The organism is Ornithinibacillus sp. 4-3 (assembly GCF_040958695.1).
Lineage (GTDB): Bacteria > Bacillota > Bacilli > Bacillales > Amphibacillaceae > CALAMD01.
The window spans coordinates 861,298-888,244 of record NZ_CP162599.1; the positions used below are offsets into that span (position 1 = coordinate 861,298).

Here is a 26,947-nt window from a genome sequence, read left to right on the forward strand (position 1 = left end):
AATAAGATGGGTGAACGATCCATTAAAATTTTAGAGCTTGAGAAAAAATATGGAAATCAATCCGCTGTAAAACAAATTAATTTTGAAGTGAAAAAAGGGGAGTTGTTTGGATTTTTAGGGCCAAATGGAGCGGGCAAAACTACGACGATTAAAATGATGACGGGATTACTTGAGCCAACAAGTGGTACGGTTGAAATAAATGGTTACGATATTTGGAAAGATCCAATTGAAGCGAAAAAGCAGATTGCTTATGTTCCAGATCAGCCAAATCTGTATCCGAAACTAACGGGTTGGGAATATTTAGAGTTCGTAGCATCTGTATTTCAAATACCAGAAGATCGTTTTAAAGAACGAGCGAACAAGTTATTGTACATATTTGGATTGAATGATCGGGCTGATGAATTGATTGAAGGATATTCTCATGGGATGAAGCAAAAAATTGCAATCTGTGGAGCACTTGTCCATGAGCCAGAAATTTTATTTTTAGATGAACCAACAGTAGGACTTGATCCAAAAAGTGCACGGAATTTAAAAAATTTGCTTAGAGAAGAATGTGATAATGGCATGACGGCTTTTTTAACAACGCATATTCTTGAAATAGCGGAACAGATGTGTGACAGAATTGGGATTATTGCAGATGGCGATATCATTGCTCTTGGCACAATGGATGAATTAAGAGAAAAAGATGGACGTACAGAAGGAAGCCTTGAAGATATATTCCTAGAGTTAACAGGTGGTGATGATCAAGAAGCAGTAATCCAGGAGATGGCGAAAGAAGATCAATCAGGTGATCGATTATGATGAAAATCTTGCTCAGAAATCAGAGAAGAATATTCGTGAACACACTCAAATCTCAAGAGCTGAAAAACTATTTTGCCTATCTTGTTATTTTTGTAGTTTTAGCTATTCTACTATTTTTATTTTCTGAAGCGATATGGCGAATTGCCGGATCGGTGACCGAGCCTATTTTAGCTGGTATCTTTTCTTATAGTTTTTTAATGATTATTGGGATGATTATACTAATGGGGATGCCACAAGTGTTTAAACAATTGTACTCAGCAACAGATTTAGAGTTTCTCTTCACATTACCGATTAAAACGAGACATATTTTTCTAATGAAGTACAGCCAAAGTTTTATCGGCACACCTATAACTGCTTTTTTATTTTTTTTAGTACCACTCACAGCTTATGGGGTGGCTAGCGATGCAAATATTTTATATTATTTCGTACTCATATTGGTGTTGTTTGCAGCGGCAATTATTGGACTTTCCATTGCCTACTTACTTAATTTAATTGTCATACAAATTTTGCCTGCAAGTCGAGCAAACGAATTTATGACTGCAATGAGCTTTTTATCAGGATTGGTTGTCTACTTGTTATTTATGTTGCCACAAATGTCGAATGATCGTTCCTTTTCAGAGTCAATAACCTCTGGACTTCCAGTTTTACCAGATTGGGTGCCAATAAGTTGGGGAAGTAATGCATTAATTAGTGCGACAAATGGATCGATGAACTTTTTTCTACCTTTGGTTTTATTTTTACTTCTTGCTGTTGTGTCTGTCTTGCTTACGACAACATTAGTTGAGAAGGGTTTCCGTACAGGTTGGATTAGACTAAGTGAAGGAGGCAGGAAAAAGAAAAAACGTAAAATTAAAAAGGAACGTGCCCAAGGTATATCACATCCGATTATGGCGATTGGGAAGAAAGAATGGTTTTCCATTAAGCGTGATATGAGGGAATGGCTGGTGTTTTTACCGCTCGCTTTTTTCATTATTTTTCCTGTGATTGGTTTTATAGGTGGGGGCGTGAGCTTAAATGAACTCCGTGGATTTAATGAAATTTCATGGCCAGTTGCTCAAGGTGTGTTTTTATTTATTTATGCTATGTTTAACGGTCAGCTAGCTGCTACGGCTATTTCTCGAGAAGGATTATCTATGTGGATTTTACGCACACTCCCGTTGTCAGGTCGCGATATTGCTCTTGGGAAGCTATGGATTAGTTGGTTGCTTCCATTCATTATTTTAACAATCTTGGAATGTATTGTAGGAGCTTTTCTCGGCTGGGCATGGTGGCAATTTATCCTTGGTATTATCGTGAAAGCAGGAATTACCGTTGGAATTAGTGCCATTGGCATTTGGATTGGAACAATTGGTGCAAGGTTTAATCCAACCAATCCGCAGCAACGACTAACTTTTGGAACATCGATTATTTTATTATTACTGTCGTATGTGTATTTGTTCATTTTAACTATACCTTACGCATTAATGCTCGTACCTGGTGACGCTGCTCCATTTGTAGCTGAGGCGGCTACTGATATCTCTGGATTTTTCAGTTTAGTATTAAGTTTATTTAGTGTTTTGCTAACATGGAAAGCAAGCTATCCCATTATAGTAATTGGTTTAGGCCTATTGCTCATGTTCGTATTATCTCTCGGTATTGCATGGTTGTTCTTATATGTAAGTGCTGGTCGGATTAACCGTGGTGTTACTATCGATATAGTGAGCGGAACGAGTGGGAAGACTGTGTTTAAACGGAAATCAAGTGGAAGCTTGTATTAAGCTTTACTGCTTGAAGCAAGGAAGCCAACTTTGTCTGAAAGATAAAGTTGGCTTTTTTGAACGAAAAGAAAACATAGTATTTTCACTAGATTCTTTGAGCAAGCCAGGTCTAGCTCCGATATCATAGAAAATGTGTTATAACAGTGGTCACGTCGGAGCTCTTGAAGTCGGAATTTTAGTTTGTAAGGAAAATTGAGCTTTTCTAAATGTAAATTATTTGTAAATTATTTTTTCAAAGATTGAAAAATCAATACATTCATGATAGTTTTTAGAAACTTAAGATACGCAAAAAGGGGGAATGTAGTGTATGGATCAACCTATACATAAAAATAAATTTAGTTTATTGCTAGAAATTCTTCTTATTTCAACGCGACTTGGTTTAACCTCTTTTGGAGGACCGGTGGCACATTTAGGTTATTTCCATGAGGAATATGTTCGGAAAAGAAAGTGGATGGATGAAAAGAGTTATGCAGATTTAGTTGCATTATGTCAATTTTTACCGGGGCCAGCTAGTAGTCAGGTTGGAATTGGGATTGGTGTAATGCGTGGTGGTATTCTCGGTGGTATTATAGGATTTATTGGCTTTACATTTCCATCCGTTATTCTATTAATCTCACTTGCTTTATTTTTACAAGGATCCACGATGGACAATTTTGGTTGGATTCACGGTTTGAAGATTGTTGCTGTGGTTATTGTTGCACATGCAATTTTAGGAATGGCAAAACAATTGACACCTGATTTACAACGAAAAACGATTGCCTTGTTCGCATTAGTTATTGCCTTAGTATGGCAGACAGTATTTACCCAAGTTGGCATTATTCTATTAGCAGGTTTATTTGGGTATTTTATTTATAAAAACGCTTCCAGTTCGGATGAATCTACATTTCATTTTCCTATTTCTAAAAAGATAGGAGTCATTTGTTTATCTTTATTTATTGGCTTTCTTGTCATGCTTCCGATCTTAAGAGAAGTTACTTCAGCCACCTGGATAGCAATGTTTGATAGCTTTTATCGCTCTGGTTCACTTGTTTTTGGTGGAGGTCATGTGGTTCTTCCATTATTAGAGCGTGAATTTATTCCTACAGGGTGGTTAGACGAAGCTTCCTTTCTAGCAGGTTATGGGGCTACTCAAGCGGTTCCAGGACCATTATTCACCTTTGCCGCATATATCGGTGCAGTTATCAATGGCTGGCAGGGTGGCCTTTTGGCTACAATTGCAATTTTTTTGCCAGCGTTTTTATTAATTATAGGTACATTGCCATTTTGGGACCAAATAAGAAAAAATAATAAAATGAAAGCTGCTTTTATGGGAGTCAATGCAGCGGTAGTTGGAATATTAATCGCAGCTTTTTATCATCCAATATGGACCAGTGCTATTTTAGAGCCAATTGATTTTGCATTTGCTGCGATATTATTTAGTTTACTTATGTATTGGAAATTACCAATTTGGCTTATTGTAATCATAGGTGCTTTAGGAGGAATGGTGATTACTTAAGGAAGAAAAATAAGTAGATATTTCTGATTTTATTTGGAAGAAAAATATCTTTTCCACTAATCAAATTAACAATATTATTTATAAAATTTTTTTGATATGATGTAAGATAGATGCTATTTTTGGAGAACTAAGGAGACAAACGAATAATGGAATGGAAAAATACATATCGCGGACTAATAATGGGAGCAGTTGAAGTAATTCCAGGCATTAGTGGAGGTACAATTGCACTTTTATTAGGAATTTATGAAAGATTAATTGCAGCAATTAATGGTTTTTTTAGCAAGGATTGGAAAAAACAACTCGGATTTCTAATTCCACTTGGTATAGGGATGGTAGTATCTATTTTCCTATTAGCAAGGTTAATTGAATGGTTATTTAACCATTATCCTGCACCAACACAATTTTTCTTTATGGGATTAATTCTTGGCGTTTTACCGTTTTTATTACATAAAGTAGATGCAAAAAATACCTTTAAAATGAAACATATTATTTTTATGGTTGTTGGAATCATTGTAGTTACTATTTTAGGTTTTATAAGTACTGGAGAAGGAGAAATTATTTCAAATATAACTACTTCTACATACATCTTATTATTTTTCTCAGGGATGATTGCCAGTAGCGCTTTAATTATTCCGGGAATTAGTGGTTCTTTTATGTTGCTTATTTTAGGAGTGTTTCCAACAGTTATCGCTGCAATTAGTAATTTTCAGCTGAATATTATTGCTGTAACAGGACTTGGAATTGCACTTGGTTTTATTGTGATGAGTAGAATTGTTGGATATTTTTTAAAAAATCATTATACTCTAACCTTTGCAGCAACCATTGGACTAGTGGTTGGTTCTGTTTTTGTCGTTTTCCCAGGTTGGCCAGCTTCTGCAGCATTAGTAATCATTAGTATTTTTACATTTTTAACTGGATTATTCACAGCTTATTTACTTGGAAGATTAGAATATAGATAATTTACATTCAACAGACACCCTTCAGTTGTTATGACTTCAACGAAAGGTGTCTTTACTTTTATTTAGACCAATGCGCTAAGACGAAATAGGTCTAATAAGTATTTTATTTACATTTACGTAATCTGGTTGTGTTATTGCATAGACAACAGCTCGTGCAATATCTTTTGTTTCTGCCCTCATCAAACGGGCTTTTTGAACTTAGAGTGGTTTCAACCATTCCTGGAGAAATATTGGTAACACGTACACCTGTTTTTTCAAGCTCTCTCTCTAATCCTACAGAAATAGCACGGACTGCATGTTTGGTTGCACAATATACAGTAAGTCATTCTGTTACTTCATACCCTGAATCAGAAGCTATATTAACAATATGCCCATTTTGATTTGCTAGCATATCTGTTAGAACAGAGTGAATTCTATAGAGGACACCTTTGACACTTAATATCAATCATTGTGTTCAATTAGAGATATCCCCATCTTTAATTCTACTTGAACCCATTATTCTGGCATTATTCACATAAGTATCTACATATCCAAATGTTTTGCTTGTGCTGCAAGAGTGTTGATTTCTTCTTGATTGGTAATATCTGTTTTCACACATAATATTTCAAATAATTATAGAAGAATGGAACATCTTCTACGGCAGAAAGTATAACATTTTTATGTTTTAAAGTGGTATATTTTATAAAATAAGAAAGCATAAGAGTTTTGTCCAAATGAATTCTTATGCTTAAATAGCGTTGTCTAGCTCCGAGCGCCAAAATCTAAGAGATTTCGCGTCGCGTCCTACAATAAGTCAACATCGGCTCTGTTTTATAAGGAAGCCCGACTACAGCCTAACGTCGGATACCCCTAAAGGGGCATGTTTCCTTTATCTCGGTTGTGCCCCTCCAATCTCTACGTTTTTAAGCAGGAGCTCTACGCTTTTCGTTTTTTTCATCAAACTTTCACATTCGTTTCGTAAAATGATAATAAGTAGAAAAATGGAGGGACTTATCATGATCATCGTGAGTAAAGCCCTAGCAATTGGCATGATAGTTCTCAGCCTAGCTATTGGTTTGATTTTTTTCTATGTATTTAGCGATTTTTCAAAACTGGAAAAGAAAAAATATATGGAAATTTTGACATCACAATTAATTAATTTGGTTATTTTTATATGGGTTGGAAAAATACTGCTTCATCTTCCTTTATTTATTCAGGATCCACTTGCGGTATTAGCTTATCCAGGGAATTCAGGGGCATTTTACTTAGCAGTGTTATTTACGGGTGGCCTCGTTCTTTATCAATGGATAAGGAAAAAATTAGACATCCTGCTATTTGCTGAAGCATGTACACATGTATTCCTAGTGGCATTGTTTTTCTACGAGTTTATGCAATTCATGATAGAGGATAATATGTATTCACTTGGATATTTGATTTTAAGTGTGATCTTGTTGATTCTGCTTTTTTTATTACGTGAGAGAATACCAATTTTTTGGTTGTTAACTAGCATCTTAATAATTTTGTCTCTAGGCATACTGGTATTAAATCTTATCTATCCTTTTGTAGCGATTTTTGGCTATTTAATAGAAATTTGGTTCATTATTGTGTTTTTTATAGGATGTTTGTCTATCCTGATTTTAAATGAGAGGAAGCGAAAATCATAATGGGTGTTATTGAAACAGATACAGTCTTAATTATGGGAATCATTTTATCATTAGGAGCTGGTGCATTATCTTTCTTATCTCCTTGTGTATTGCCTATTTTTCCAGCTTATATGTCTTATATTACAGGTATTAGTGTTAAGGATTTACAAGGAGATCATAATGTGAAAATACGCAAGGACTTATTAAGTCATTCTTTCTTCTTTTTACTAGGAGTTTCCTTAGTATTCATTGGCTTAGGTGCTAGTGCTTCTTTTCTAGGGCAGTGGATACAAGGCTTATTAATTGGAGAGACAGGCTTATTGATTCAGCGTATTGCTGGAATCTTCATTGTGTTTATGGGGTTATTTGTTGCAGGATGGATTACCATTCCAACGCTTATGAAAGAAAGACGTTTTCAGCGAACGAAGCGGCCTGTAGGATTTTTGGGAAGCTTTTTTGTTGGTTTAGGATTTGCTGCTGGATGGACTCCTTGTATTGGACCAATTTTCGGTTCTATTTTATTTCTTGCTGCTACAAATCCAGGGCAAGGTGTATTATATACCGTCTTTTATGTAATCGGTTTTGCTTTACCATTCCTTATTTTAACATTCTTCCTCGGCTCAACAAGATGGATTGTACGTCATAGTGGAGTGATTATGAAAATCGGTGGATTATTGATGGTCATTATGGGGCTTGTTTTATTCTTTGGGTTAATGCCACGAATTTCAGCATTTTTACTTGATTTAATCCAAGACACTTGGCTATCAAGATTAGGTTAGTTATTGGAGGAGTTTCATATGAAGAAAGGAATACCCATTCTTATCATATTAGGAATGCTTGGCTGGGCTATATTTGAATTTGTTGGCTCTAAGCAAGATGAAGTTAATGAAGAAAGCACATTATCAGATAATCGGATTACTGCTATACCAACAGATGATGCGGAAGAATCAGATGAAACAGGACTGGAAAGAGGTCAATTTGCTCCTGATTTTGAGGTGATGACATTAGAGGGAGAGCAAAGAAAATTATCTGATTATCGCGGGAAACGTGTCATGCTTAATTTTTGGGCAACCTGGTGTCCACCATGCCGAGCAGAAATGCCTGATATGCAAAAGCTTCATGAGAACGAAGAGATAACGGTTTTAGCATTGAATATGACTGCAACAGAACAAAATGAAGAGGTAGTCGCTGATTTTGTAGAAGAATATGGATTAACTTTTCCAATTTTAATGGATGAAGAATCAGATGTAATGAATGCTTATAGAATTCAAGCGTATCCTACATCATATATGATTGATTCTAATGGGAGAATTCAATTTATAGCACTTGGAGCAATGAATTATGATCAAATGCTCCAACATTTCAACAGAATGGAATAAATAGGGGTGTTTTGATGAAAAAAGCTTTATTAATTGTATTATTGGTTGGGATGCTTGGTTGGACAATATATGAGTTTGTTTTGTCAGAAAATGATACAAGCAGAGATGAAGTAATGTTAGACGAGAACACTGAGGAAGAAGAACCTGAGATATTGGAAGAAGAAACTAGTGGAGTACCTGGGAAATCAGAAGAGAATGAAGATGTCCTACAAGAATCGGAGGAGCAAGAGGAGTCAGTAGTAGGTCTAAATGTTGGAGATATGGCACCAGATTTTCATTTGACCACATTAGATGGGGAAGAGGTAGCGCTATCAGATTATCGTGGTAGCAGAGTATGGATAAACTTTTGGGCCACCTGGTGTCCACCATGTCGAGCAGAAATGCCTGATATGGAAGAGTTTTATAAACAAAATGATGTAGAAATATTGGCGATTAATTTAACCGAAACTGAGCCAAGTACAAATCAAGTACAACGATTTGTAGATGAGTATGGGCTGACCTTTCCTATTTTATTAGATGAAGTTATTGAAGTAGCAACAGCATATAAGATACAGCCAATTCCAACTTCCTTTATGTTAGATTCAGAAGGTGTTATCCAGTTTAAATCTTTTGGACCATTAACATACGAGCAAATGGAAGAGGTATTTGCAGATATAGAATAGTATGTTGTGGTAGGATAGTGGGTAAGAGGTGAGCAGGATGAAGCAAGCAATACTTGTTGTAGAAGACGATAGAATGATTCGGGAATTAGTTTGTATTTATTTACAAAAGGCAGGTTATGATGTATTTACAGCGGTAGATGGAGAAGATGCAAAGGAAGTTTTCTTAACCAATCATCCTTGTCTTATTATTCTTGATTTAATGCTCCCAAAGCTAAGTGGCGAAGAGTTTTGCATGTGGGTTAGGGAGCAAGAGCGCAATGAAGTATCTATTATTATGCTGTCTGCTAAGTCTCGTACAGAAGATAAGATTCATGGCTTGAAAATTGGGGCAGATGATTATTTGGTAAAACCATTTGAACCAGAAGAGCTTCTTGCACATGTGGAGGCCGTTTTACGTCGAACCGGACAGTATTGCCAAAAAATTGCTCATAATGGTCTCTGTATTAAGCCTAGAAAAGGTGAGACTTTATTATTTGATAAACCATTAGATTTAACGAAGCATGAATTTAATCTGCTTTATTATTTTATGGAAAATCCAAATATCGTTATTTCTAGGGAGCATCTTATACAACAATTATATCCTTATGCAGATAAAATCGTATTGGATCGAACAATAGATGCACATATAAAAAAGCTACGGAAGAAAATTGAAGACAATCCAGCTTCACCAAAGCGTATTATTACCGTTCGAGGAATGGGGTATAAATTTGTTACGGAATAGATGGAAAAGGTTCTTTCTACCAAAGCAATTTTTATTTCGATTAACATTTATTAATATTTTGGTGATTGTAGCTTTTGTAATGCTGAGTAGTTGGGCGATTTATAATACAGCTTGTACACTGGCAGATGGAATGTTATCAACGAATGGACAAAAACAGAGTCAGTTTAGAACAACACTCTATCAGTATTTATGGATATTTAGCATTACAGCCGTTATTATAGGAAGTATTATCCATTATTTTTTAATGAGGAAAATTACGCAACCATTAAGAGAATTAATTGAATCTACCAAAAAGATGAAACAAGGCCAATATCCAAAGCCAATTCCAGCGAAAGAAGATGGGGAAATAGGAGAATTGATTAGACATTTCAATGATTTTTCCCAGCAATTAGAAACAAATGAGCAGCACAGAAAGAAATTGGTATCTGATTTATCTCATGAGTTTCGTACACCGCTGACCAATTTGAATGGATATTTACGTGCATTACAGAATGGAATTATTGAAGGTGACGAACGATTGTATCAAGCACTTTATGAAGAATCATCAAAGTTAACACAGCTAGTAGAACAGATGGAAAAATTAAAGGAATGGGATGATATGCAGTCCCGTACATTTGAAGATAAAGAAGCTGTGGAGCTGCAAGACTTTATTGAAAAATCAATGGAGATATTTTACTTATCATTAGAGCAAAAAAATATTAAAATAGAAATAGATGTAGAATCAGCGATTATTGATATAAATCGAACAAGTATTTCGCAAGTAATCAGTAATTTATTAGATAATGCGATACGTTATTATAGAGGCGAAGGACCGATTGTGGTTCAAGGAGAAAAATTATCTTCAGCATATAAGGTGTCCGTTACAGGGCCTGGGCAAGCTCTTTCTGAATTAGAAAGAGAAAAAATTTTTGAACGTTTTTATCGATCGGAGCCTTCACGTTCACGAGAGTTAGGTGGATCGGGGCTAGGTCTTGCTATTTCTAAAGAGATTATTGAAAGACATTGCGGAGAAATTGGAATATATTCTAAAGAAAATCTTCATACTTTTTGGTTTATTTTGCCGTATAATTAAATATAGAAGTATACATAGAGGAGGAGTAGATAAATGAGACGGATAATTAGTATCTTATTTATCGTTGTTGGACTTGGCTTTGTAGGTGTTGCTGTTTACCAATTATGGGATGGGCATCAAGCTCAAAAGCAGTCGATCGTTCAAGCAAAAGAAAAAATAGATAATGGAATAGAGCTTAAAGGTGACAAGACGCTTGAAGAAGCGATAGAAGAATACACTGCTGAATATGAAGAAGCATTTGCGACGTTAGAAATACCGAAATTAGGAAAAACATTACCTATTGTAGAAGGAACAGATCCAGATGCATTGAATAAAGGTGTTGGACACCTATCTAACTCTATGTATCCAGGGCAAAATGAACAAATTTTACTTTCTGGGCATCGTGATACGGTTTTTAGAAATTTTGGTGAGCTAGAGCTAGGTGATACATTTATTGTAGAGATGCCATACGGGGAATTCACTTATGAAATAAGGGATACGGAAATTGTTCCAGAAGATGATACAACAGTGATTAGAGAAATGGGTGAGGAAGTGCTAGTCGTAACGACTTGCTACCCATTCCACTATGTTGGAAACGCACCAGAACGATTTGTTGCTTACGCTTATCCAGTAGCAGAATAGATTATTTATTATAAGCGGCTACAGATTCTTTATTTAACAAGAATCTGTAGCGGCTTTCATGCTAAATTTGCTATGATAGTAGGAATAGCATGATGGGCGTTTGTTGATAAATCAGATAAAAGGTGGCTTTCCTTATGAATATAGAAAATTTGAAGTTATTTTGCCAAGTAGTTGAACATGGAAATATTAGTCAGGTTGCTCGTACCAGCTATATTACGCAACCAGCGGTCACTAGTAAAATCCGACAACTAGAAACCTATTATGGCGTAGCTTTATTTGATCGGCAAAGTGGTGTGCTTCGTGTTACAGAAGCGGGGGCTATTTTATATCCGTATGCAAAGGAAATTGTAGAATATTTCAATCGATCTCAAGATGTAATGGCTAATATAGCTAGTGAAAAAGAAGAGATATTACATATTGGAGCTAGTTTAACCATTGGAGAATATTTACTTCCAAAAGTGTTAGGCAAGTTACAAAAGAAAAATAAAGCCTTTCAATTTAGTTTAACAATAGGTAGTACTCCTACAATTTTGTCGAAATTGGAAAACTTGGAAATTGATATTGCGTTAGTCGAGGGAATTGTCGTACGTAAGGACTTTCAAATTGAGCGATTTGCAAAAGATGAGCTTATTTTAATCATTCCTCAAAATCATCAGTGGAAAGATCGAAAAGAAATAAGTATCGAAGCATTAGCGGAAGAACGAATTCTTTTACGAGAGAAGGATGCTGGAGCAAGGAAGATTATTGAAAGTGTCTTAGCAGAAAATCAAGTGCTGGAACGAATAAGTTCCTCTATTGAACTTGGAAGCACACAGGCAATTATTAGTGCAGTTGAGGCTGGACTAGGAATTGGAATTGTACCTAAGCTGTCAGTTACCCATGTATTGGAGCTTGGTATTGTACATCATTTACCGATTAGAAATACAAGTATTTCTAGGGATTTATGGATTGTACAAAGACCAACAAGATTTCCTAAAAACAGTATTGGTTTATTTGTACAATTTTTAAAAAAGGAGAATTTTAAGTTTACAGAATAAGATAATATGATGGCAAAGACCAAGCCTTTTGCATTTTTAATGCGAGAGGCTTGGTCTTTTATTTCAGTAATAAAGTATGAAATTTTTACACAAATTAATTTTTATTCGGAGGTTGCCATATCTAGCTCCGAGCGCCAAAACGAAGAGCTAATGCGAGCCCCTACAATAAAGAAGACTTGACGATTAGCAAGCAGTCAGGTGCAGACAGAGTCATAGTCGCAATTTCATCGGCTAAGTTCGGCCACGTCACGAGCACCAACGTTGATACTAGCTCGTCGTGTCTGTCGTGCCCCACGGGTATAAGTCAACATCGGTTTTGTTTTATAAGGAGGCCCAACTAAAACCAGGCTAAAGCTTAACGTTGGATACCCCTAAAGGAGCATGTTTCCTTTATCTCGAGGGTAAAGGAAGTTCGACTAACTTCGAAGCCCCCCAAAGAACGGGGCGCAATCTCTACGTTTTAAAGCAGGCGTTACGCCTTTCTTATTCCTTATACCCTATAACAGATCGCTATGACTCGTTGCTTCTAACCTATAGTAGAATGATATTTAAGTGAAATAGTTAAAAAATTAAACATTTTTGAGTTTCTAAATATATTTAGGAGGTAATGAAATGAGTGAATCAAAATTTTCTAAAGTTGTGATTGTAGGTGCTGGTTCGGCGGGAATTTCAATTGCTTCACGACTTATTCGCAGTGCACCGTATTTAAAAGAAAATGTAATGCTTATTGACCCTTCCGAAGATCATTATTATCAGCCATTATGGACATTGGTTGGTGGTGGACAATCTAAACTGAAAGATACTCACCGTAAGCAAGAAACACTTATTCCAGAAGGTGTTCAATGGCTTAAGGAATCGGTAACAACATTCTTTCCCGATGATAACATGCTAACTACAGATCAGAATACACAGGTTAATTATGATTATTTAGTAGTGGCAGCAGGACTTGAAATCAAATGGGATGCTGTAAAAGGCTTAAAAGAAACGATGGGTAAAAATGGAGTCTGTAGTAATTATTCATCAGAATTTGTAGAAAGCACCTGGGAAAACATTCAAAATTTCAAAGGTGGAACAGCTATATTTACACAACCGAGCACACCTATAAAATGTGGCGGAGCACCACAGAAAATTATGTATCTAGCAGATGATTATTTTAATAAGGTTGATGTTCGTTCTAAAGCAAACATCCACTTTATCTCTGGTATAGAGAGTATTTTCGCAGTGCCAACCTATGCAAGAACGTTAAACCAGGTTATTGATCGAAAAGGTATTGAAACAACTTATATGACAGACCTAGTTGAAATTGATGGAGAAAATAAATTTGCGGTTTTCGAAAATCTAGAAACCAATGAAAGAACAACGATAAATTATGACATGATTCACGTCACACCTCCAATGGGAGCTCCTAGCTTTATTGCAGCTAGTCCGCTTGCAGATGCTGCAGGCTGGGTAGATGTGGATGCTTACACCTTGCAGCACAAGACCTTTGATAATATTTTCAGTGCTGGAGATGTGTCTAATTTACCTACCTCTAAAACTGGTGCAGCTATACGCAAACAAGCACCCGTAGTAGCTGAAAATTTAATTGCTGCCATGCATGGTAGAGAATTGAAAACAAAATATGATGGTTATACTTCCTGTCCATTAGTTACAGGAGTTAATCGCTTAGTAATGGCTGAATTTGATTATGATAAAGCTCCACAAGAATCGTTTCCAATTGATCAATCGAAAGAAAGGGCAAGCATGTACTTTGTTAAAAAAGGCTTGCTCCCTATTATGTATTGGAATGGCATGTTGAAAGGAACGATGTAACTAAAACAGTGGAAACTCTATCAATGAAAAAGGAGGCTTTACATTGGATACAACCCAAAGGCATTCTACAATGGAAGATGTTTTAAAGGAATTAGAAAATGAAAAGCAATTAGATTCACTATATTATTTAGTTCAAAAACTTCCAGATTTTGTATCAAGAGTACAGGCATTGGATGATAAACTAACATTTGTTGAAAATGTGCTAGAAGACAAACAATCATTATCAGCTCTGAGTAATGAGGTAGAGAAGAAAGTAGAAAACCTGCATATCACAGAGGAACACTTTTCAGCTCTTCTTGAAATGGTACATTTAATGCCGAAAATGGTTCCTGTACTGAAAAGAGTGGATGAAATTACGCAATTTCTAAGTGATTTCTTAACAGATACAACATCTGTGGAATATGCGCTAGAAAATATAAATGATATTGTCCCATTGGATAAAGCAATGGACGTGATTAAAGAAACAAACGAACAATATAAAAATAATAAGAACACAAACAATTTATCTTTATATGGTATGTATCGCTTATTAAAGGATCCAACCATTCAAAAAGGATTTAGGTACTTAGAATCTTTCCTTGAGGTTGTCAATAAAGAAAAATAGTACTGGGGGTATATATGTGTTTTTTAGATCATTTTTTGATGAGAATTTAGCACAAATGTCGTATTTAGTTGGGTGTCAAAGAACTGGAGAAGCTATTATAGTTGATCCAGCACGTAAAATAGATCCTTATTTTGAAACAGCTAAAAAAGAAGGATTAAAAATTGTTGCAGCTACAGAAACACATATTCATGCAGATTTTCTTTCTGGAATGAGAGAGCTAGCAGAAAATCATGATGTGAAGCTCTACATTTCTGATGAGGGAGACGAAAATTGGAAGTATGAATACGTAAAGAACCTAGATTATGAGCTTCTAAAGGATGGTAGTGAATTTAAGCTTGGTATGATTGACTTTGAAGTGATGCATACACCAGGTCATACCCCTGAGAGTATTTCTATTGTTTTGACAGATAAGGGGGCTGGATCTCAAGAACCAATGGGAATTTTTACAGGAGACTTTGTTTTTGTTGGTGACATTGGTCGACCAGATTTATTAGAAAAAGCTGCAGGAATTGCTGATACAGCTGAAGCAGGAGCTAAGCAAATGTTTCATTCCTTGCAAAAATTCAAAGCATTGCCTGATTTTATGCAAGTGTGGCCAGGGCATGGAGCTGGTAGTGCTTGTGGAAAAGCACTAGGTGCTGTCCCAATGTCGACAGTTGGTTATGAAAAAGTTAATAATTGGGCATTGAGAACAGAGGATGAAGAGAAATTTGTTCAACTTCTTTTATCTGGTCAACCTGAACCACCTAAATATTTTGCAATGATGAAAAGATTAAATAAAATAGGTCCTGATCTAATTAATCATGAAAAAACAGTTCAGTTAGCAGATGCCATGGAGCTAGAAGAACACCACAAGGAAGCAGTTTTATTAGATACAAGAACTGCTGTTGAATTTGCAAAAGCACATTATCAAGGGGCAATAAATATCCCATTTAATAAATCATTTACAAATTGGGCAGGCTGGATCTTGGATTATGATCAGGATATTGTACTAGTTGCTTCTGAAAAGTATGTAGAGGACATCAAAGAGAGCCTACGCTCCATTGGATTAGATAGAGTTGTTGCAGTAATAGAGCCTTCATGTCTATTAGAAGCACAGGACAAGATAGATAATTATGACGAAGTCTCTATCGAACAGCTACAGGAATATTTAGAGGATAATCAATACCGTCTGATTGATGTTCGAAATAATTCGGAATGGGAAGCAGGAAGAATTGATGGTGCAGAGCATATCATGCTAGGTACGCTTAAGGACCAGCTTGATCAGTTGCCTAAAGATAAAACCTATTTAATGCAATGTCGCTCTGGTGCTCGTTCAGCAATCGCAACAAGTATTATGAAAGCAAATGGGTTTGAAAATGTGTTGAATGTAAAGGGTGGATATTTAGCCTGGTTAAGTGAAAAACTGCCTGTAACAAGCTGATATTGAGATGAACAGCGTTAATCACATATTTTCACAAAAAGAAGTCATCATTGTCATATTTTAGCGCAAATCGGAAACAGGTGATCAGATGGGTATAGACTATATCATTGTACTATTTTTAATCGGTTTTCTTGGTTCGTTTATCTCAGGAATGCTTGGAATTGGTGGTTCTATCATTAAATATCCATTACTATTATACATTCCTGTTATGCTAGGTGTTGGTTCGTTAACACCAGCAGAGGTTGCTGGAATATCAGCAATTCAAGTTTTCTTTGCAAGTATTGGTGGAATGTGGGCTTTTCGAAAAGATGGGTATTTGAATAAAGCGCTAATTCTGTCTATGGGACTTTCTGTTTTAATTGGTAGTTTCATAGGCGGATTTGGTTCTGACTTATTATCGGGGAATAGTATTAATTTTGTGTACGCCATTATGGCGACTATTGCAGCTATTATGATGTTTGTGCCTAAGAAAGAAGTTGATGGTCAGCTTGGTAGTAAATTAGAATTTAATCATTGGATTGCTATTACAGCTGGATTTATCGTTGGTTTAGGTGCAGGAATTGTTGGAGCGGCAGGAGCATTTTTACTTGTACCAATTATGCTTGTTGTTTTAAAAATACCAACAAGGGTTACCATTGCTTCATCTCTAGCGATTACTTTTCTATCCTCTATCGGTTCTACAGTTGGAAAAGTAGTGACAGATCAAATATTGTATGGACCAGCGCTCGTTATGATTATTGCGAGTATCATAGCAGCGCCACTTGGTGCAAATACAGGTAAAAGAATGAATACAAAAATACTTAGAGCTATTTTGGCATTTTTGATATTTGCTACTGCGGTGAAGATATGGATAGATATCATTTAAATATCTGAGTCGGCAGTCATAGGGTAGGGGGATATTCATGAAACAAATGCCAATCGTTTATACATCAAACTTTTGCTCTGTATGTGGAATGGTTAAAGGTTTTCTAGATACTTTAGAAATTCCCTATCAAGAAGTAAATATTGATCTGAATCCTATAAGGATGTTTCAATTGATTGCGAAAACAAAAAGATTATCTGTGCCGCAAACAGTTATAAATGGAAAACTAATTTCAGGTTTTAACCCTGAAAAAATCATGCAAGCGTTAAGAGAATAAAGAAAAAAAGATTTCTCCGTCTAAGGTGGGGAAATCTTTTTTATCTCATCAACTATTTACTTTTCACTAATAATTCAACAGCCTCATTAATTATTTCTTCGGAGATATCTTCATTATCTGCGGATTCTTTAATACATCTAACTAAATTTTCACTAATGATAACTCCCATTAAGCGTTGCAGGGAGCTTTTGGATGCACTAAGCTGTGTAATTACTTCCTTACAATCTTTGCCTTCTTCCATCATTTTCAGCACACCATTTAATTGACCTTGCACACGATGGATGCGATTGAACATTTTCTTATCATATTTCATATAGGGTTCCTCCCAGGTTAGTTTTGCATCATATTTTAGAGAAAACATTATTATTTGTCAAATACCCCATATAGTATTTGACAAAAGAGAGGTGTTTATATAATATACCCATATAGGTATATTGGAGAGGGAGGATATCGTGAATTATCAAACAAAGCATATTAATGATTTTTCAAAAAAGGAATTAGAAGAATTAGGGAGAAAAGGTCAATTGTTAGATGTACGTGAAGCTTCGGAATATGAGCAAGGGCATATTAATAACGCAAGAAATTTTCCATTAACAATGATCGAAGAGGAATACCCTGAAAAGGATAAAAAGTATTATGTTTATTGTAAATCTGGGATAAGAAGTCAACAGGCAAGTCTTCTTTTAGTAAATCAAGGCTTTGATATTGTGAATCTGGAGGGCGGTTATTCAGATTTTATAAAAAAGCAACACACATCACCTGATGATGAAGAGGAAATAGTCATTCAGGATGACCGTAAAATGGTTAATTATAGTGGGATGCAATGCCCTGGACCAATTGTGAGCTTAAGTATGGAAATGCAAAAGATGGATGTAGGAAAACAGATAGAGGTGAAAGTAAGTGATTTCGGGTTTTATAATGATGTAAAAAGCTGGGCTGCTCAAATAGGGCATACCATTGTTGATCGTACAAAGAATCAAAATCATGTTACGGCTATTATTCAAAAGGAATCTCAAAATAATAAAGATATTGAGATAACGGAAAAGGAAAATGGAACAACGATTGTATTATTCAGTGGAGAATTAGATAAAGCACTTGCTGCACTGATCATTGCTAATGGTGCAAAAGCTGCAGGACGAGAGGTAACTATTTTCTTTACATTTTGGGGACTCACAGCTTTAAAACGCATGGATAAACAAAAGGTGAAAAAACGAGGGATGGATAAGCTATTTAGTTTCTTTTTGCCGAGTACTCCTGTTCAGATGCCTTTGTCTAAGATGAATATGTTTGGGCTAGGTAATCGAATGATGCGTTTTATTATGAAGCAAAAAAATGTTGAGAGCTTACCCTCTTTAATCGATAAAGCAATTGATCAAGATATTAAATTAATTGCATGTACAATGAGTATGGATGTGATGGGAATCAAAAAAGAAGAATTACGACCAGAGGTCCAATTTGCAGGAGTAGGAACATATATCGGCGACACTGAAAAAGCAAAACATAATCTATTTATTTAAGTGAAGGAGATTTAATTCAGACGGGGTTTTAACTATCATTTGGAACCTTTGCCAAAGCTTATATTCAATCGGTTATTTATGCTATAATACAAGATAATAAATCGACTTCACATGAGGGGTTAAGTAGCACCTGTTAGCTTGTAAGTAGCCTTTGATAGGAGACTTCCAAGGGAGGAGGTGTTGCCTATGGACTTAGAAAACGTGTTAGCGTTAATGATATCCTTCGGGATGTTAATCGCGTTTATCGTTTCAGATAAAGACCATAAAAAATAATCCCTCATGTGCTTTGACAGGCCAGTGAGGGATTATTCCCGAGCTACCTCGCCCCTCTTGTTGGGGTTCGGTTTATTGGAGACCGCTTCATGTTACCAGCATGGGGCGGTCTTTTTATAATATACGTTTTTCTAATTCCACTATACATGAAAATATAGTAATTTTCAAATTTACTCAGAGATCATTACAAAATAAGTATGCAAATAATATTTGACACGACACTTTTAGGTGTCTTATAATAAGTGTCACCAAAAGGTGGCGTGTTAGGAGAGGATTTTTTGGTAAAAATAGAAGAAAAACGCGATGTTTTTGTTGCAATAGCAGATCCAACAAGGCGTAAAATAATCCGTTTATTAGCAGATAAGGATGAAGTAGCTTTACATGAATTAACTCCTCACTTTCAAATGGGACGTACGGCTGTATCCAAGCATTTGACGATTCTTAGAGAGGCTGATTTAGTAAAGAATCGTAGAGCTGGAAGGGAAACAAGATACCGGCTAAACCCAGTACCTTTGCAGGAAGTAAAGGATTGGCTTTCGTTCTATGAACAATTTTGGAATGACCGAGCAACAATACTTAAATCAATTTTGGAGGAGGAATAGTAAATGGTTGATTTAGCATTAGATTTTCATTTTAAAAGTCCTATTCAGAAAGTGTGGCAAGCATTAACCAATTCTGAGACACTTGCTCAATGGGTAATGGAAAATAATTTCAAACCAATTGTGGGACATAAGTGTCAGTTTTGGAATCAAGAAATTGATTTAGTAGTTGATTGCGAGGTTCTTGTGGTAGATGAACCACATACATTATCTTATACATGGCTAGGTGGACCGATAGATACGATTGTAACATGGACCTTAAAAGAAGCTGGTGAGACAACACATTTACATCTTGACCACACTGGGTTTGAAGAAAAGGGGCAAGCATACAATGGAGCTAAATATGGTTGGGCATATAAAGTAGAAGAATTGCAGAAAATGTTAGATGAAGCGGAGAATTCTAATCAAGAAGAGGTAAATAAACATGTCTTTGCTAGTTTCCTGCAAGGAATAGATAATCAAGAGCATAGGGAAAAAACAGAAACAGTTTTTAACTGGATCACTGAAAAATATCCAAAGCTAACTAATGAAATTAAATGGAAGCAACCGATGTTTATTGATCATGGCACGTTTATTATAGGATTTAGTGTTTCCAAAAAACATCTAGCAGTCGCGCCAGAAGAAGTGACAATTAAACATGTAGAAGAAGACATTCAAAAAGCAGGTTATGATTATACGAAAGGGATTATTCGCATTCCCTGGGAGAGTGAGATAAATTATGAACTATTAGAGAAAATGATTGATTTTAATATTTGGGATAAAGCAAATTGTACAACCTTTTGGAGAAAATAAATTTATTAATGATAAAGGAGCATGTTCATGGAGGATAATGTTTTTAATCAAATGGCAGCAAAATATGATACAGAAGACAGAAAAGAGTTAGCCAATGTTATTGCTAATGAAATAAATAGAATTTTAGATGGGAAGAATTATTATTCTCTATTAGATTATGGCGGGGGGACAGGTCTTGTTACTTTTCAAATTGCAAAACATTTTAACGAGATACTACTGCTTGATTCCTCGCATGAAATGATTAAAGTTGCTCAAAGTAAAATAGATCCAAAACAAGATTATAATTTCGAAGCAAGGCAGCTAAATTTAATGGAAGATAACGATCTAGGATTTAAAGCGGATGTAATTATCTTATCGTTAGTGCTGTTACATATTCCAGATATAGAAACTCTTTTGCAAAAATTGTTTAACGTATTAAATAAAGATGGCATGCTTATCCTTATTGATTTTGACAAAAATGAATCCATCTATCATCCGAAGGTACATAATGGATTTGTACAAAATGAAATCATGGAGCTATTGACCAAGATAGGCTTCCATGACATTGAAATGCATACTTTTTATCATGGGAAAAATATATTTATGAATAAGGATGCTTCTTTATTTAGTTCGATAAGTAAGAAATGAACTCCGTTTTAATGCTAATAAAATTTGATAAAATAACTCTTTAAGCTAAATAGAATGAACGTCCATATTACGATTCTTTTACCTCAGTGTTTAAATTTCATAATTTATGTTTTTCCCAAAAGTCCTGTCACCTCACCTAAGCGATATAGTTCATGAATACTATGTATTTGAGCTCTATTTCGATAATTGAGTGTTTCCAGGGCTTCTTTAGTTATTTTTTTTGCCTGTTCTATACTGTGGTGTTCAACGGCTTTAACAATCTCTTTCATCGATTCTAAAGAATATACGGTATTTCGCATAGCGCGGATTACCATAATCTGACGAAGGTGAGTTCGTGTGTAAAGACGATATCCGTTTTCAGGATGCCGTGCAGGTTCAATAAGTCCTTCGCTCTCCCAGTAACGGAGTGCTGACGGGGCAACATCAGATAGTTCTGCAATCGTTCCAATACTCATTTCATCTTTAATTTTTCCCTGGTCGATCTTTGTAAATAGATTTGGGGAATGGAGCATCTCAAAAGTTTGCTCTGCTAACTTTTTTTCTTGATAAAGCTTTGCCTGTGCCTCATTAACAAGCCATAATGCTTGGCTCATTTCTTCTTTTTGAACAAGAAAAAGCACCTTTGACACAAATTTCATATCAAAGGTTGGAAACATAGCTCGAATGCATCGGAAGTAAGCAAAGTGAACTTCTGTATATTTTCGATATCCATTTGTTTCTCGCTCTGGTTTAGGAACGATTCCCCATGATTCATAATGTCGAAGTGCACTTGTACTAATATTAAGTGCCTTGGCAATTTCCTTTGGTTTGTAATACATCTATTTAATCCTCTCCATAAGATTAAATTTAAACATTAAAGATATGTGACGAGTTTTCCTATTATATATTGTGTTGTAATAGTTTTATTATGTCAAAACCTTATCACTTGCATCAATGTCATATAATGGAGTAGAAAGATTATATTAAGGAAAGGATGTTAATTATGAAACTCAATCACCTTAATCTAACCGTTACAGATGTCCCAGCTGCTCGAGCGTTTTTAGAGAAGTACTTTGGTATGACTGGAGGTACTGAACGTGGGAATGGCTTTGATGCAGTATTTGATGATGATGGATTTGTACTCACGTTGATGAGAGGGCGTGAGGTTCTTTATCCCAAAACCTTCCATATTGGATTCCCTCAGGAAAATGAAGCACAAGTGGACAGAATTAATCAACAACTGAAATATGACGGTTTCGATGTCAGTCCTCCACAACATTCCCATGGCTATACTTTTTATGTCAAAGCCCCAGGAGGGTTTACTGTCGAAGTGATTTGTTAATCAAATGAATATTAAAAAATGGAAATGAGGGATTTGTTTGAGAAAGACCATAACCAAAACACTTCTACTAATAACGAAAAAATACTTGATGCTCGCAAAGGATAAGAATTTGAGTGCCTAATGTGAAGAAACAATCGATTTTTATCAAGGGATTGGTTTTAAAAGCATATGATTATCTCAGATGATGAAAAATTGCTCATGTGTATTTATAGTTTAGCGTTAATGAAGTAGGTATTCTTGAAGGGCCTTCCCTAATCCAGGTACAGAATGTAAAAGACAGTTTAAAAAGAAACTACAGGGATTGGTGTGAAAATTGGGCTTGTTGTTTCGGATTTAGGCTTGAAAATTGACTCACTATGATCTTTTCAGTATACTGATTTGTAATAAATTAAGGAGGGATATAGGATGTTGGTAATTATCCGTGCATTGAACTGCTAAGTGAATAGTTCAGTGGCTCTGGAAGTGACCAGAGTTAAACGGGATAAGTCTGCCCAATATATCTCTTTACGACATATGATAAGAAAGGGAAAGGTAGATTTTCTGCCTTTCTTTTTTTGTGTTTAGGAATTTTAAGCTGTGGTTAAACTGAGCCACACTAGGCTTCAAGGTGCCGTCCGTACGTCACTATACGGGCACTTGCTTCTTAGTTTTTGCATTATATGATTTCTTCCTTTTTCCTTTGGTTATTTACGGAGACACTGTTCTTATTTGAAGAAGTCGGTGATAAATAAAGTTTTAAAAGGAGGAAGCATCATTTTGACAAATATGAATAAGAAGAAACCGAGAGTATGGTTTATAACGGGAGCGAGCAGTGGTTTAGGATATGAATTTACAAGAAAAGCCTTAGAATTAGGAGATAAGGTTGTTGGTGTGGCCAGAAATACTGAAAAACTAAATGAATTTACCCACCAATATGGAGAATCCTTTCTTTCATTAAAATTAGATGTTACGGATAGGGATTCTGTATTTAAAGTAGTAGAAGAAGCAATTACGCATTTTGGTAGACTTGATATTGTCATTAACAATGCAGGGAATATGATAATGGGAATGATTGAAGAGTTCAGTGAAGAAGAAATTAGGCGACAAGTCGATACAAACTTCTACGGCGCAGTCTGGGTGACACAGGCAGTAATGCCACAATTAAGATCACAAGCATCAGGTCATATTATACAAATATCAAGTATTGGTGGGCTAATTACAGGACCTATGACTGGAATCTATAGTGCGAGTAAATTCGCCTTAGAAGGATTTAGCGAATCGTTGGCGCAAGAGGCTGTACATTTTGGTGTTAAGGTTTCCATCGTTGAACCCGGAGGCTACTGGACAAATTTGTATCTAAAGATGGGTCAGACTATACCAAAAGGGGAATACAATTCCTTACGTGAAGAATTAGCAAAACAAAATTTTGAGTCTAATGATAGTGATCCTAAATTAGCTGCAGAAGCATTAATAGAACTAGTTAATAGCAAAAATCCGCCTTTAAGATTGATCCTTGGAAGTGCTGTTTTTGACGCAGCAATAGAGAGTACAAAGAAACGCATAGCCACTTGGGAAGAATGGGAGTCTGTTAGTCGGTCCGCAGAAAACAATATTCCAGCCCCAGAAGGTTATGGAGAAAGTTAGAAAATGTTATAGGAAGATCGATCTTTCAGTTATTGAATCGTATACGCAAAAGGGGTAGCAGTCAAAAAGAACAGTTGGCTGCTGCTTTCTTGGTAGGTAAGGAAGCATAAAGATTATGTTACTGTAGCGCTTGTCAGCTGGTTAATCAGTCTGGTTCTGAAATAGAAATAATGTAAAAGAAACTGACGAAATGAAGCAGTGACTTATATAGATAATTCAAGTAAGAATTTCGATCTATGATCTGTTTTTCATATTGACATGACCGTGCCATGTTGTCTATGGGCGGTCTTTTTATGGAATCTCATCACTTCAGTTGGAATAGTTTTTTATTTATATTAATGCATAGGTATGTATTATTAAGATCTTGCTTTCTATTCAGACAGAAAAAATAATGCTAATTTGGTATAATAGTAAAAAAGTAATAGCGAAATATGGTTTTTATTTTATTTATTATAGATAGGAAGTGATTTCATGTGATTATTGTAGCGACAAAATTGCATATTCCTAGAACACGATTGGTGCTTGTAGAGCGTCCCAATCTTTTTCGTCGTTTAGATGAAGGGATGAATCATGAACTTACCTTAATAACAGCACCTGCTGGATATGGAAAAACAACATTGATTAGTGAGTGGGCTATGACACTTCAACACACTCCGGCCTGGGTTTCATTGGATCAAAGGGATAATGTACTGATCCGATTTTGGGGTCACACCATTGCTGCACTGAAGCGATCAAACTCAGATTTTAATGATCAGGCTGTACTTCGTCATGCTGCAGAGGATACAACGGGAGACTCACTCATCGCTGCACTTATTAATGAATTACATCGTCTTTCGCAGGAACAAATAATTATATGGGATGATTTTCACCTTATCACGGAACAATCTATTCTGGATAGTGTTGTGTACCTGCTCGAACGACTACCTCATCATGTGCATCTTTATATGACAAGTCGACTTCTGCCTGCACTGCCTATTTACAAATTACAAGCAAATCAAGAGTTAATTTGGTTGGAGGCAAAGGATCTACGTTTTGATTCAGATGAAACAGCAGATTTTTTTGAAAAGAGCTGTGGCATACAATTGTCTATGCAAGAAGCAGAAACTGTACAAAAGAGAACAGAAGGCTGGGCAACAGCAATGCGTTTAGCTGTCATGTCATTAGATCAACAGACAGATTCCAAAGGGCTTGTTCAGAAGATGACCGGAAGGAATCGTAGTATTTCGAATTACTTTTGGGAAGAAGCCTTTTCCCTTCAAACTGAGGTAATTCAACAATTTTTAATGCAAACATCAGTTTTAAATCGGATGACAGGAGAGCTTTGTCAGGCTGTAACTGAAATGGTTGAAAGTGAACAGTATTTACACCAATTAGATCAGAGGAGTTTATTTCTTATCCCCTTGGACGAACATCAGGAATGGTACAGGTATCATCATCTCTTCCAAACCTTTTTAATTAAACAGCTAAAAAGCCGTGAGCCACTCAAATGGCGTAAGCTTCATATTGCTGCAGGAAAATGGATGGAGGATAACGGATATCTTGATGAAGCAATCGAACATTATTTGGCAGGAGAGGCATATGAATCTGCACTAGCTTTATTAGAAGTAATGGCTCCGCAGATGATTATTAAAGAATGGGCTACACTTGGCACCTGGCTTGATACTATTCCTGATGCTTTACTGTTAGCTAAACCAATGATGCTTATGACTAAACTGGCATCGCAGTATCTATCGGGGAGAATAGAAACGGCAACACAAGGATATTGGAAGGCAATCCAAATGCTGGAGCAAAATAAGCATACACTCTCCTCTGAACAAAGACGAATATTACAAGCTGGGTTAGCGCTATTAACGGCTTTTCGCACATTTTTAGATCGAGATTTTGAATATGTTGTCGAGTATTCACAGGAATATTTGGAGAAACATCCAGAGGGAAATCTGTTTGTTGGTTTTGGAAATGATCAAGATGGCTACCATCCAGTTTGGGATATATATGTATCTGATAGCGGTCTTCAATTGGCTGAAGAAATTATTGTTCCTTTACTAGCTATTTGGTCTAAAACAGCAGATTTACATTTTACTGCACATCTTCATATTGATTTTGGTAAGTTACAGTATGAACGAAATCATTTAGATGAAGCTGAACAGCATATGAAGCAAGCATATGAAATCGGTATATCATATAAAAATAAGAGTCTAACGATTATAGCTGAGCTTTGGCTTGCTCGTATCACTGCTGTGCGAGGAAAGTGGGAAGTAGCAAATGATAAGCTTCAGTTGTTGAAGCAGCAAATTGTATCAGAAACTAGTCCACATTTGTATAAAAGAATAATATTGTTTGAGGTAATACTTGCAAGAATGCAGAGAGATGAAGTTAGGGTTAGTCAATGGGTTATAACAAGTGGAATAAGAGATACTGATGAAATTCCACCATCTATGGTAGAGGAGTATCATTTATTAGCAAATTTACTTATAGAACGAGGACAAGTTGATCGAGCTGATGCTTTAATAAATAAGATATTTCGTGTTAACAATCGAACAGATCAAAAAAGTAATAAGATTCGTCAGCTTATTTCAAAAAGCAGGATATTTTCTATTCAAGGAGAAATTGTGCAATGTATGAGAACATTAGAAGAAGCGCTTTCTCTAGCGTATCCGGAAAACTATGTCCGTACCTTAATTGAAGAAGGAGCACCACTGGGGAAATTATTAAGTCAATATATTAAGCTACGTCATAATCAACAGTTTCAGTCTGAGAAAAAAATTCCATTAGCTTACTTGAAACGACTGCATCGTCTTATTTTCCCGCTTGAGAACAGAAGAAATAAATCTAATTCCATTCATGGTTATTTTCCCTCTGTAACAGCAAAGGAACAGTCTGTTTTAAGATTAATTGGTGAAGGGTTAACGAATAAAGAAATCGCAGATGAATTGAATGTTTCTCTATCTACAATAAAAACACATATTAATAATATTTATAGCAAGTTACAGGTTAAAAACCGAGTGCAAGCTTTGGAACGTGCTAGAACATATGAATTGTTCTAGTACGTTCTTTTTTTGTTGATAGATTGGAGAACGATAAATGGAACGAG

General features: G+C 35.8%; 26 protein-coding genes and 2 pseudogenes. 25 read left to right on the top strand and 3 right to left on the bottom strand.

The window, feature by feature from the left end; genetic code table 11:
- Window positions 1-6: 6 nt before the first annotated feature.
- The 4 genes from AB4Y30_RS04345 (at window position 7) to AB4Y30_RS04360 (ending at window position 5,012) form a co-directional block, all read left to right on the top strand.
- Entirely contained in the window at window positions 7-801 is a 795-nt protein-coding gene (locus AB4Y30_RS04345; RefSeq protein WP_368654272.1) for an ABC transporter ATP-binding protein, read from the top strand.
- A gap of 35 nt (window positions 802-836) precedes the next feature.
- Window positions 837-2,558, top strand: a complete 1,722-nt coding sequence (locus AB4Y30_RS04350) for a hypothetical protein (RefSeq protein ID WP_368654273.1) — start codon at window positions 837-839, stop codon at window positions 2,556-2,558.
- Between the two features lie 307 nt (window positions 2,559-2,865).
- A complete protein-coding gene (locus tag AB4Y30_RS04355; RefSeq protein ID WP_368654274.1) occupies window positions 2,866-4,053 on the top strand; it encodes a chromate transporter in 1,188 nt (395 codons plus the stop codon).
- Between the two features lie 146 nt (window positions 4,054-4,199).
- Window positions 4,200-5,012, top strand: coding sequence for a DUF368 domain-containing protein (locus AB4Y30_RS04360; RefSeq protein WP_368654275.1), 813 nt, complete (start codon window positions 4,200-4,202; stop codon window positions 5,010-5,012).
- A 103-nt stretch (window positions 5,013-5,115) separates the two neighbouring features.
- Here the strand turns inward: AB4Y30_RS04360 and AB4Y30_RS04365 are convergent.
- A pseudogene (locus AB4Y30_RS04365) lies at window positions 5,116-5,319 on the bottom strand (SDR family NAD(P)-dependent oxidoreductase); the annotation flags it as partial.
- A gap of 688 nt (window positions 5,320-6,007) precedes the next feature.
- Here AB4Y30_RS04365 and AB4Y30_RS04370 point away from each other — a divergent pair.
- From AB4Y30_RS04370 to AB4Y30_RS04430, 13 genes are all read left to right on the top strand, one after another.
- On the top strand, window positions 6,008-6,655 hold the full coding sequence (locus tag AB4Y30_RS04370) for a hypothetical protein (protein WP_368654276.1): 648 nt from the start codon (window positions 6,008-6,010) through the stop codon (window positions 6,653-6,655).
- Entirely contained in the window at window positions 6,655-7,413 is a 759-nt protein-coding gene (locus tag AB4Y30_RS04375) for a cytochrome c biogenesis CcdA family protein (RefSeq protein WP_368654277.1), read from the top strand. Before AB4Y30_RS04370 ends, AB4Y30_RS04375 begins: the two co-directional genes overlap by 1 nt.
- 18 nt (window positions 7,414-7,431) lie before the next feature.
- On the top strand, window positions 7,432-8,013 hold the full coding sequence (locus AB4Y30_RS04380; RefSeq protein ID WP_368654278.1) for a peroxiredoxin family protein: 582 nt from the start codon (window positions 7,432-7,434) through the stop codon (window positions 8,011-8,013).
- A gap of 14 nt (window positions 8,014-8,027) precedes the next feature.
- Window positions 8,028-8,675 (top strand): redoxin domain-containing protein, encoded by a 648-nt coding sequence (locus tag AB4Y30_RS04385; protein WP_368654279.1) that lies wholly within the window; start codon window positions 8,028-8,030, stop codon window positions 8,673-8,675.
- A 37-nt stretch (window positions 8,676-8,712) separates the two neighbouring features.
- Window positions 8,713-9,396, top strand: coding sequence for a response regulator transcription factor (locus AB4Y30_RS04390; protein WP_368654280.1), 684 nt, complete (start codon window positions 8,713-8,715; stop codon window positions 9,394-9,396).
- Window positions 9,383-10,468, top strand: coding sequence for a sensor histidine kinase (locus AB4Y30_RS04395; RefSeq protein ID WP_368654281.1), 1,086 nt, complete (start codon window positions 9,383-9,385; stop codon window positions 10,466-10,468). Before AB4Y30_RS04390 ends, AB4Y30_RS04395 begins: the two co-directional genes overlap by 14 nt.
- A gap of 33 nt (window positions 10,469-10,501) precedes the next feature.
- A complete protein-coding gene (locus tag AB4Y30_RS04400) occupies window positions 10,502-11,089 on the top strand; it encodes a class D sortase (protein WP_368654282.1) in 588 nt (195 codons plus the stop codon).
- Between the two features lie 134 nt (window positions 11,090-11,223).
- A complete protein-coding gene (locus AB4Y30_RS04405; RefSeq protein ID WP_368654283.1) occupies window positions 11,224-12,126 on the top strand; it encodes a LysR family transcriptional regulator in 903 nt (300 codons plus the stop codon).
- A 612-nt stretch (window positions 12,127-12,738) separates the two neighbouring features.
- A complete protein-coding gene (locus AB4Y30_RS04410; RefSeq protein ID WP_368654284.1) occupies window positions 12,739-13,938 on the top strand; it encodes an FAD/NAD(P)-binding oxidoreductase in 1,200 nt (399 codons plus the stop codon).
- Window positions 13,939-13,981: 43 nt separating this feature from the next.
- Window positions 13,982-14,542, top strand: a complete 561-nt coding sequence (locus tag AB4Y30_RS04415; RefSeq protein ID WP_368654285.1) for a hypothetical protein — start codon at window positions 13,982-13,984, stop codon at window positions 14,540-14,542.
- Window positions 14,543-14,558: 16 nt separating this feature from the next.
- Window positions 14,559-15,965: a rhodanese-like domain-containing protein gene (locus tag AB4Y30_RS04420; RefSeq protein WP_368654286.1), complete on the top strand. Its 1,407-nt coding sequence runs from the start codon at window positions 14,559-14,561 to the stop codon at window positions 15,963-15,965.
- Window positions 15,966-16,053: 88 nt separating this feature from the next.
- A complete protein-coding gene (locus tag AB4Y30_RS04425) occupies window positions 16,054-16,830 on the top strand; it encodes a sulfite exporter TauE/SafE family protein (RefSeq protein ID WP_368654287.1) in 777 nt (258 codons plus the stop codon).
- A 37-nt stretch (window positions 16,831-16,867) separates the two neighbouring features.
- Window positions 16,868-17,104: a glutaredoxin family protein gene (locus AB4Y30_RS04430; RefSeq protein ID WP_368654288.1), complete on the top strand. Its 237-nt coding sequence runs from the start codon at window positions 16,868-16,870 to the stop codon at window positions 17,102-17,104.
- 52 nt (window positions 17,105-17,156) lie between these two features.
- Here the strand turns inward: AB4Y30_RS04430 and cstR are convergent, their stop codons facing one another.
- A complete protein-coding gene (gene cstR, locus AB4Y30_RS04435; RefSeq protein ID WP_368654289.1) occupies window positions 17,157-17,417 on the bottom strand; it encodes a persulfide-sensing transcriptional repressor CstR in 261 nt (86 codons plus the stop codon).
- Window positions 17,418-17,553: 136 nt separating this feature from the next.
- Between cstR and AB4Y30_RS04440 the strand changes: the two genes are divergently transcribed.
- From AB4Y30_RS04440 to AB4Y30_RS04460, 5 genes and pseudogenes are all read left to right on the top strand, one after another.
- On the top strand, window positions 17,554-18,621 hold the full coding sequence (locus AB4Y30_RS04440; protein ID WP_368655168.1) for a DsrE/DsrF/DrsH-like family protein: 1,068 nt from the start codon (window positions 17,554-17,556) through the stop codon (window positions 18,619-18,621).
- 551 nt (window positions 18,622-19,172) lie between these two features.
- The gene (locus tag AB4Y30_RS04445; RefSeq protein ID WP_368654290.1) at window positions 19,173-19,496 is read left to right on the top strand and encodes an ArsR/SmtB family transcription factor; all 324 of its coding nucleotides are present in this window, start codon (window positions 19,173-19,175) and stop codon (window positions 19,494-19,496) included.
- A gap of 3 nt (window positions 19,497-19,499) precedes the next feature.
- Window positions 19,500-19,865 (top strand): annotated as a pseudogene (locus AB4Y30_RS04450) (SRPBCC domain-containing protein); the annotation flags it as partial.
- A 6-nt stretch (window positions 19,866-19,871) separates the two neighbouring features.
- Window positions 19,872-20,285: an iron chaperone gene (locus tag AB4Y30_RS04455; protein WP_368655169.1), complete on the top strand. Its 414-nt coding sequence runs from the start codon at window positions 19,872-19,874 to the stop codon at window positions 20,283-20,285.
- Window positions 20,286-20,312: 27 nt separating this feature from the next.
- Window positions 20,313-20,912: a class I SAM-dependent methyltransferase gene (locus tag AB4Y30_RS04460; RefSeq protein WP_368654291.1), complete on the top strand. Its 600-nt coding sequence runs from the start codon at window positions 20,313-20,315 to the stop codon at window positions 20,910-20,912.
- Between the two features lie 104 nt (window positions 20,913-21,016).
- Here the strand turns inward: AB4Y30_RS04460 and AB4Y30_RS04465 are convergent, their stop codons facing one another.
- Window positions 21,017-21,730, bottom strand: a complete 714-nt coding sequence (locus AB4Y30_RS04465) for a MerR family transcriptional regulator (RefSeq protein ID WP_368654292.1) — start codon at window positions 21,728-21,730, stop codon at window positions 21,017-21,019.
- A gap of 164 nt (window positions 21,731-21,894) precedes the next feature.
- On the opposite strand from AB4Y30_RS04465, the gene AB4Y30_RS04470 reads away from it, so the two are divergent.
- From AB4Y30_RS04470 to AB4Y30_RS04480, 3 genes are all read left to right on the top strand, one after another.
- Window positions 21,895-22,233 carry a VOC family protein gene (locus tag AB4Y30_RS04470; protein ID WP_368654293.1) on the top strand — a complete coding sequence of 113 codons (339 nt, stop codon included), beginning with the start codon at window positions 21,895-21,897 and terminating at the stop codon, window positions 22,231-22,233.
- A 765-nt stretch (window positions 22,234-22,998) separates the two neighbouring features.
- The gene (locus AB4Y30_RS04475; RefSeq protein ID WP_368655170.1) at window positions 22,999-23,856 is read left to right on the top strand and encodes an SDR family oxidoreductase; all 858 of its coding nucleotides are present in this window, start codon (window positions 22,999-23,001) and stop codon (window positions 23,854-23,856) included.
- A 473-nt stretch (window positions 23,857-24,329) separates the two neighbouring features.
- Window positions 24,330-26,900, top strand: coding sequence for a LuxR C-terminal-related transcriptional regulator (locus AB4Y30_RS04480; protein ID WP_368654294.1), 2,571 nt, complete (start codon window positions 24,330-24,332; stop codon window positions 26,898-26,900).
- Window positions 26,901-26,947: the final 47 nt, after the last annotated feature.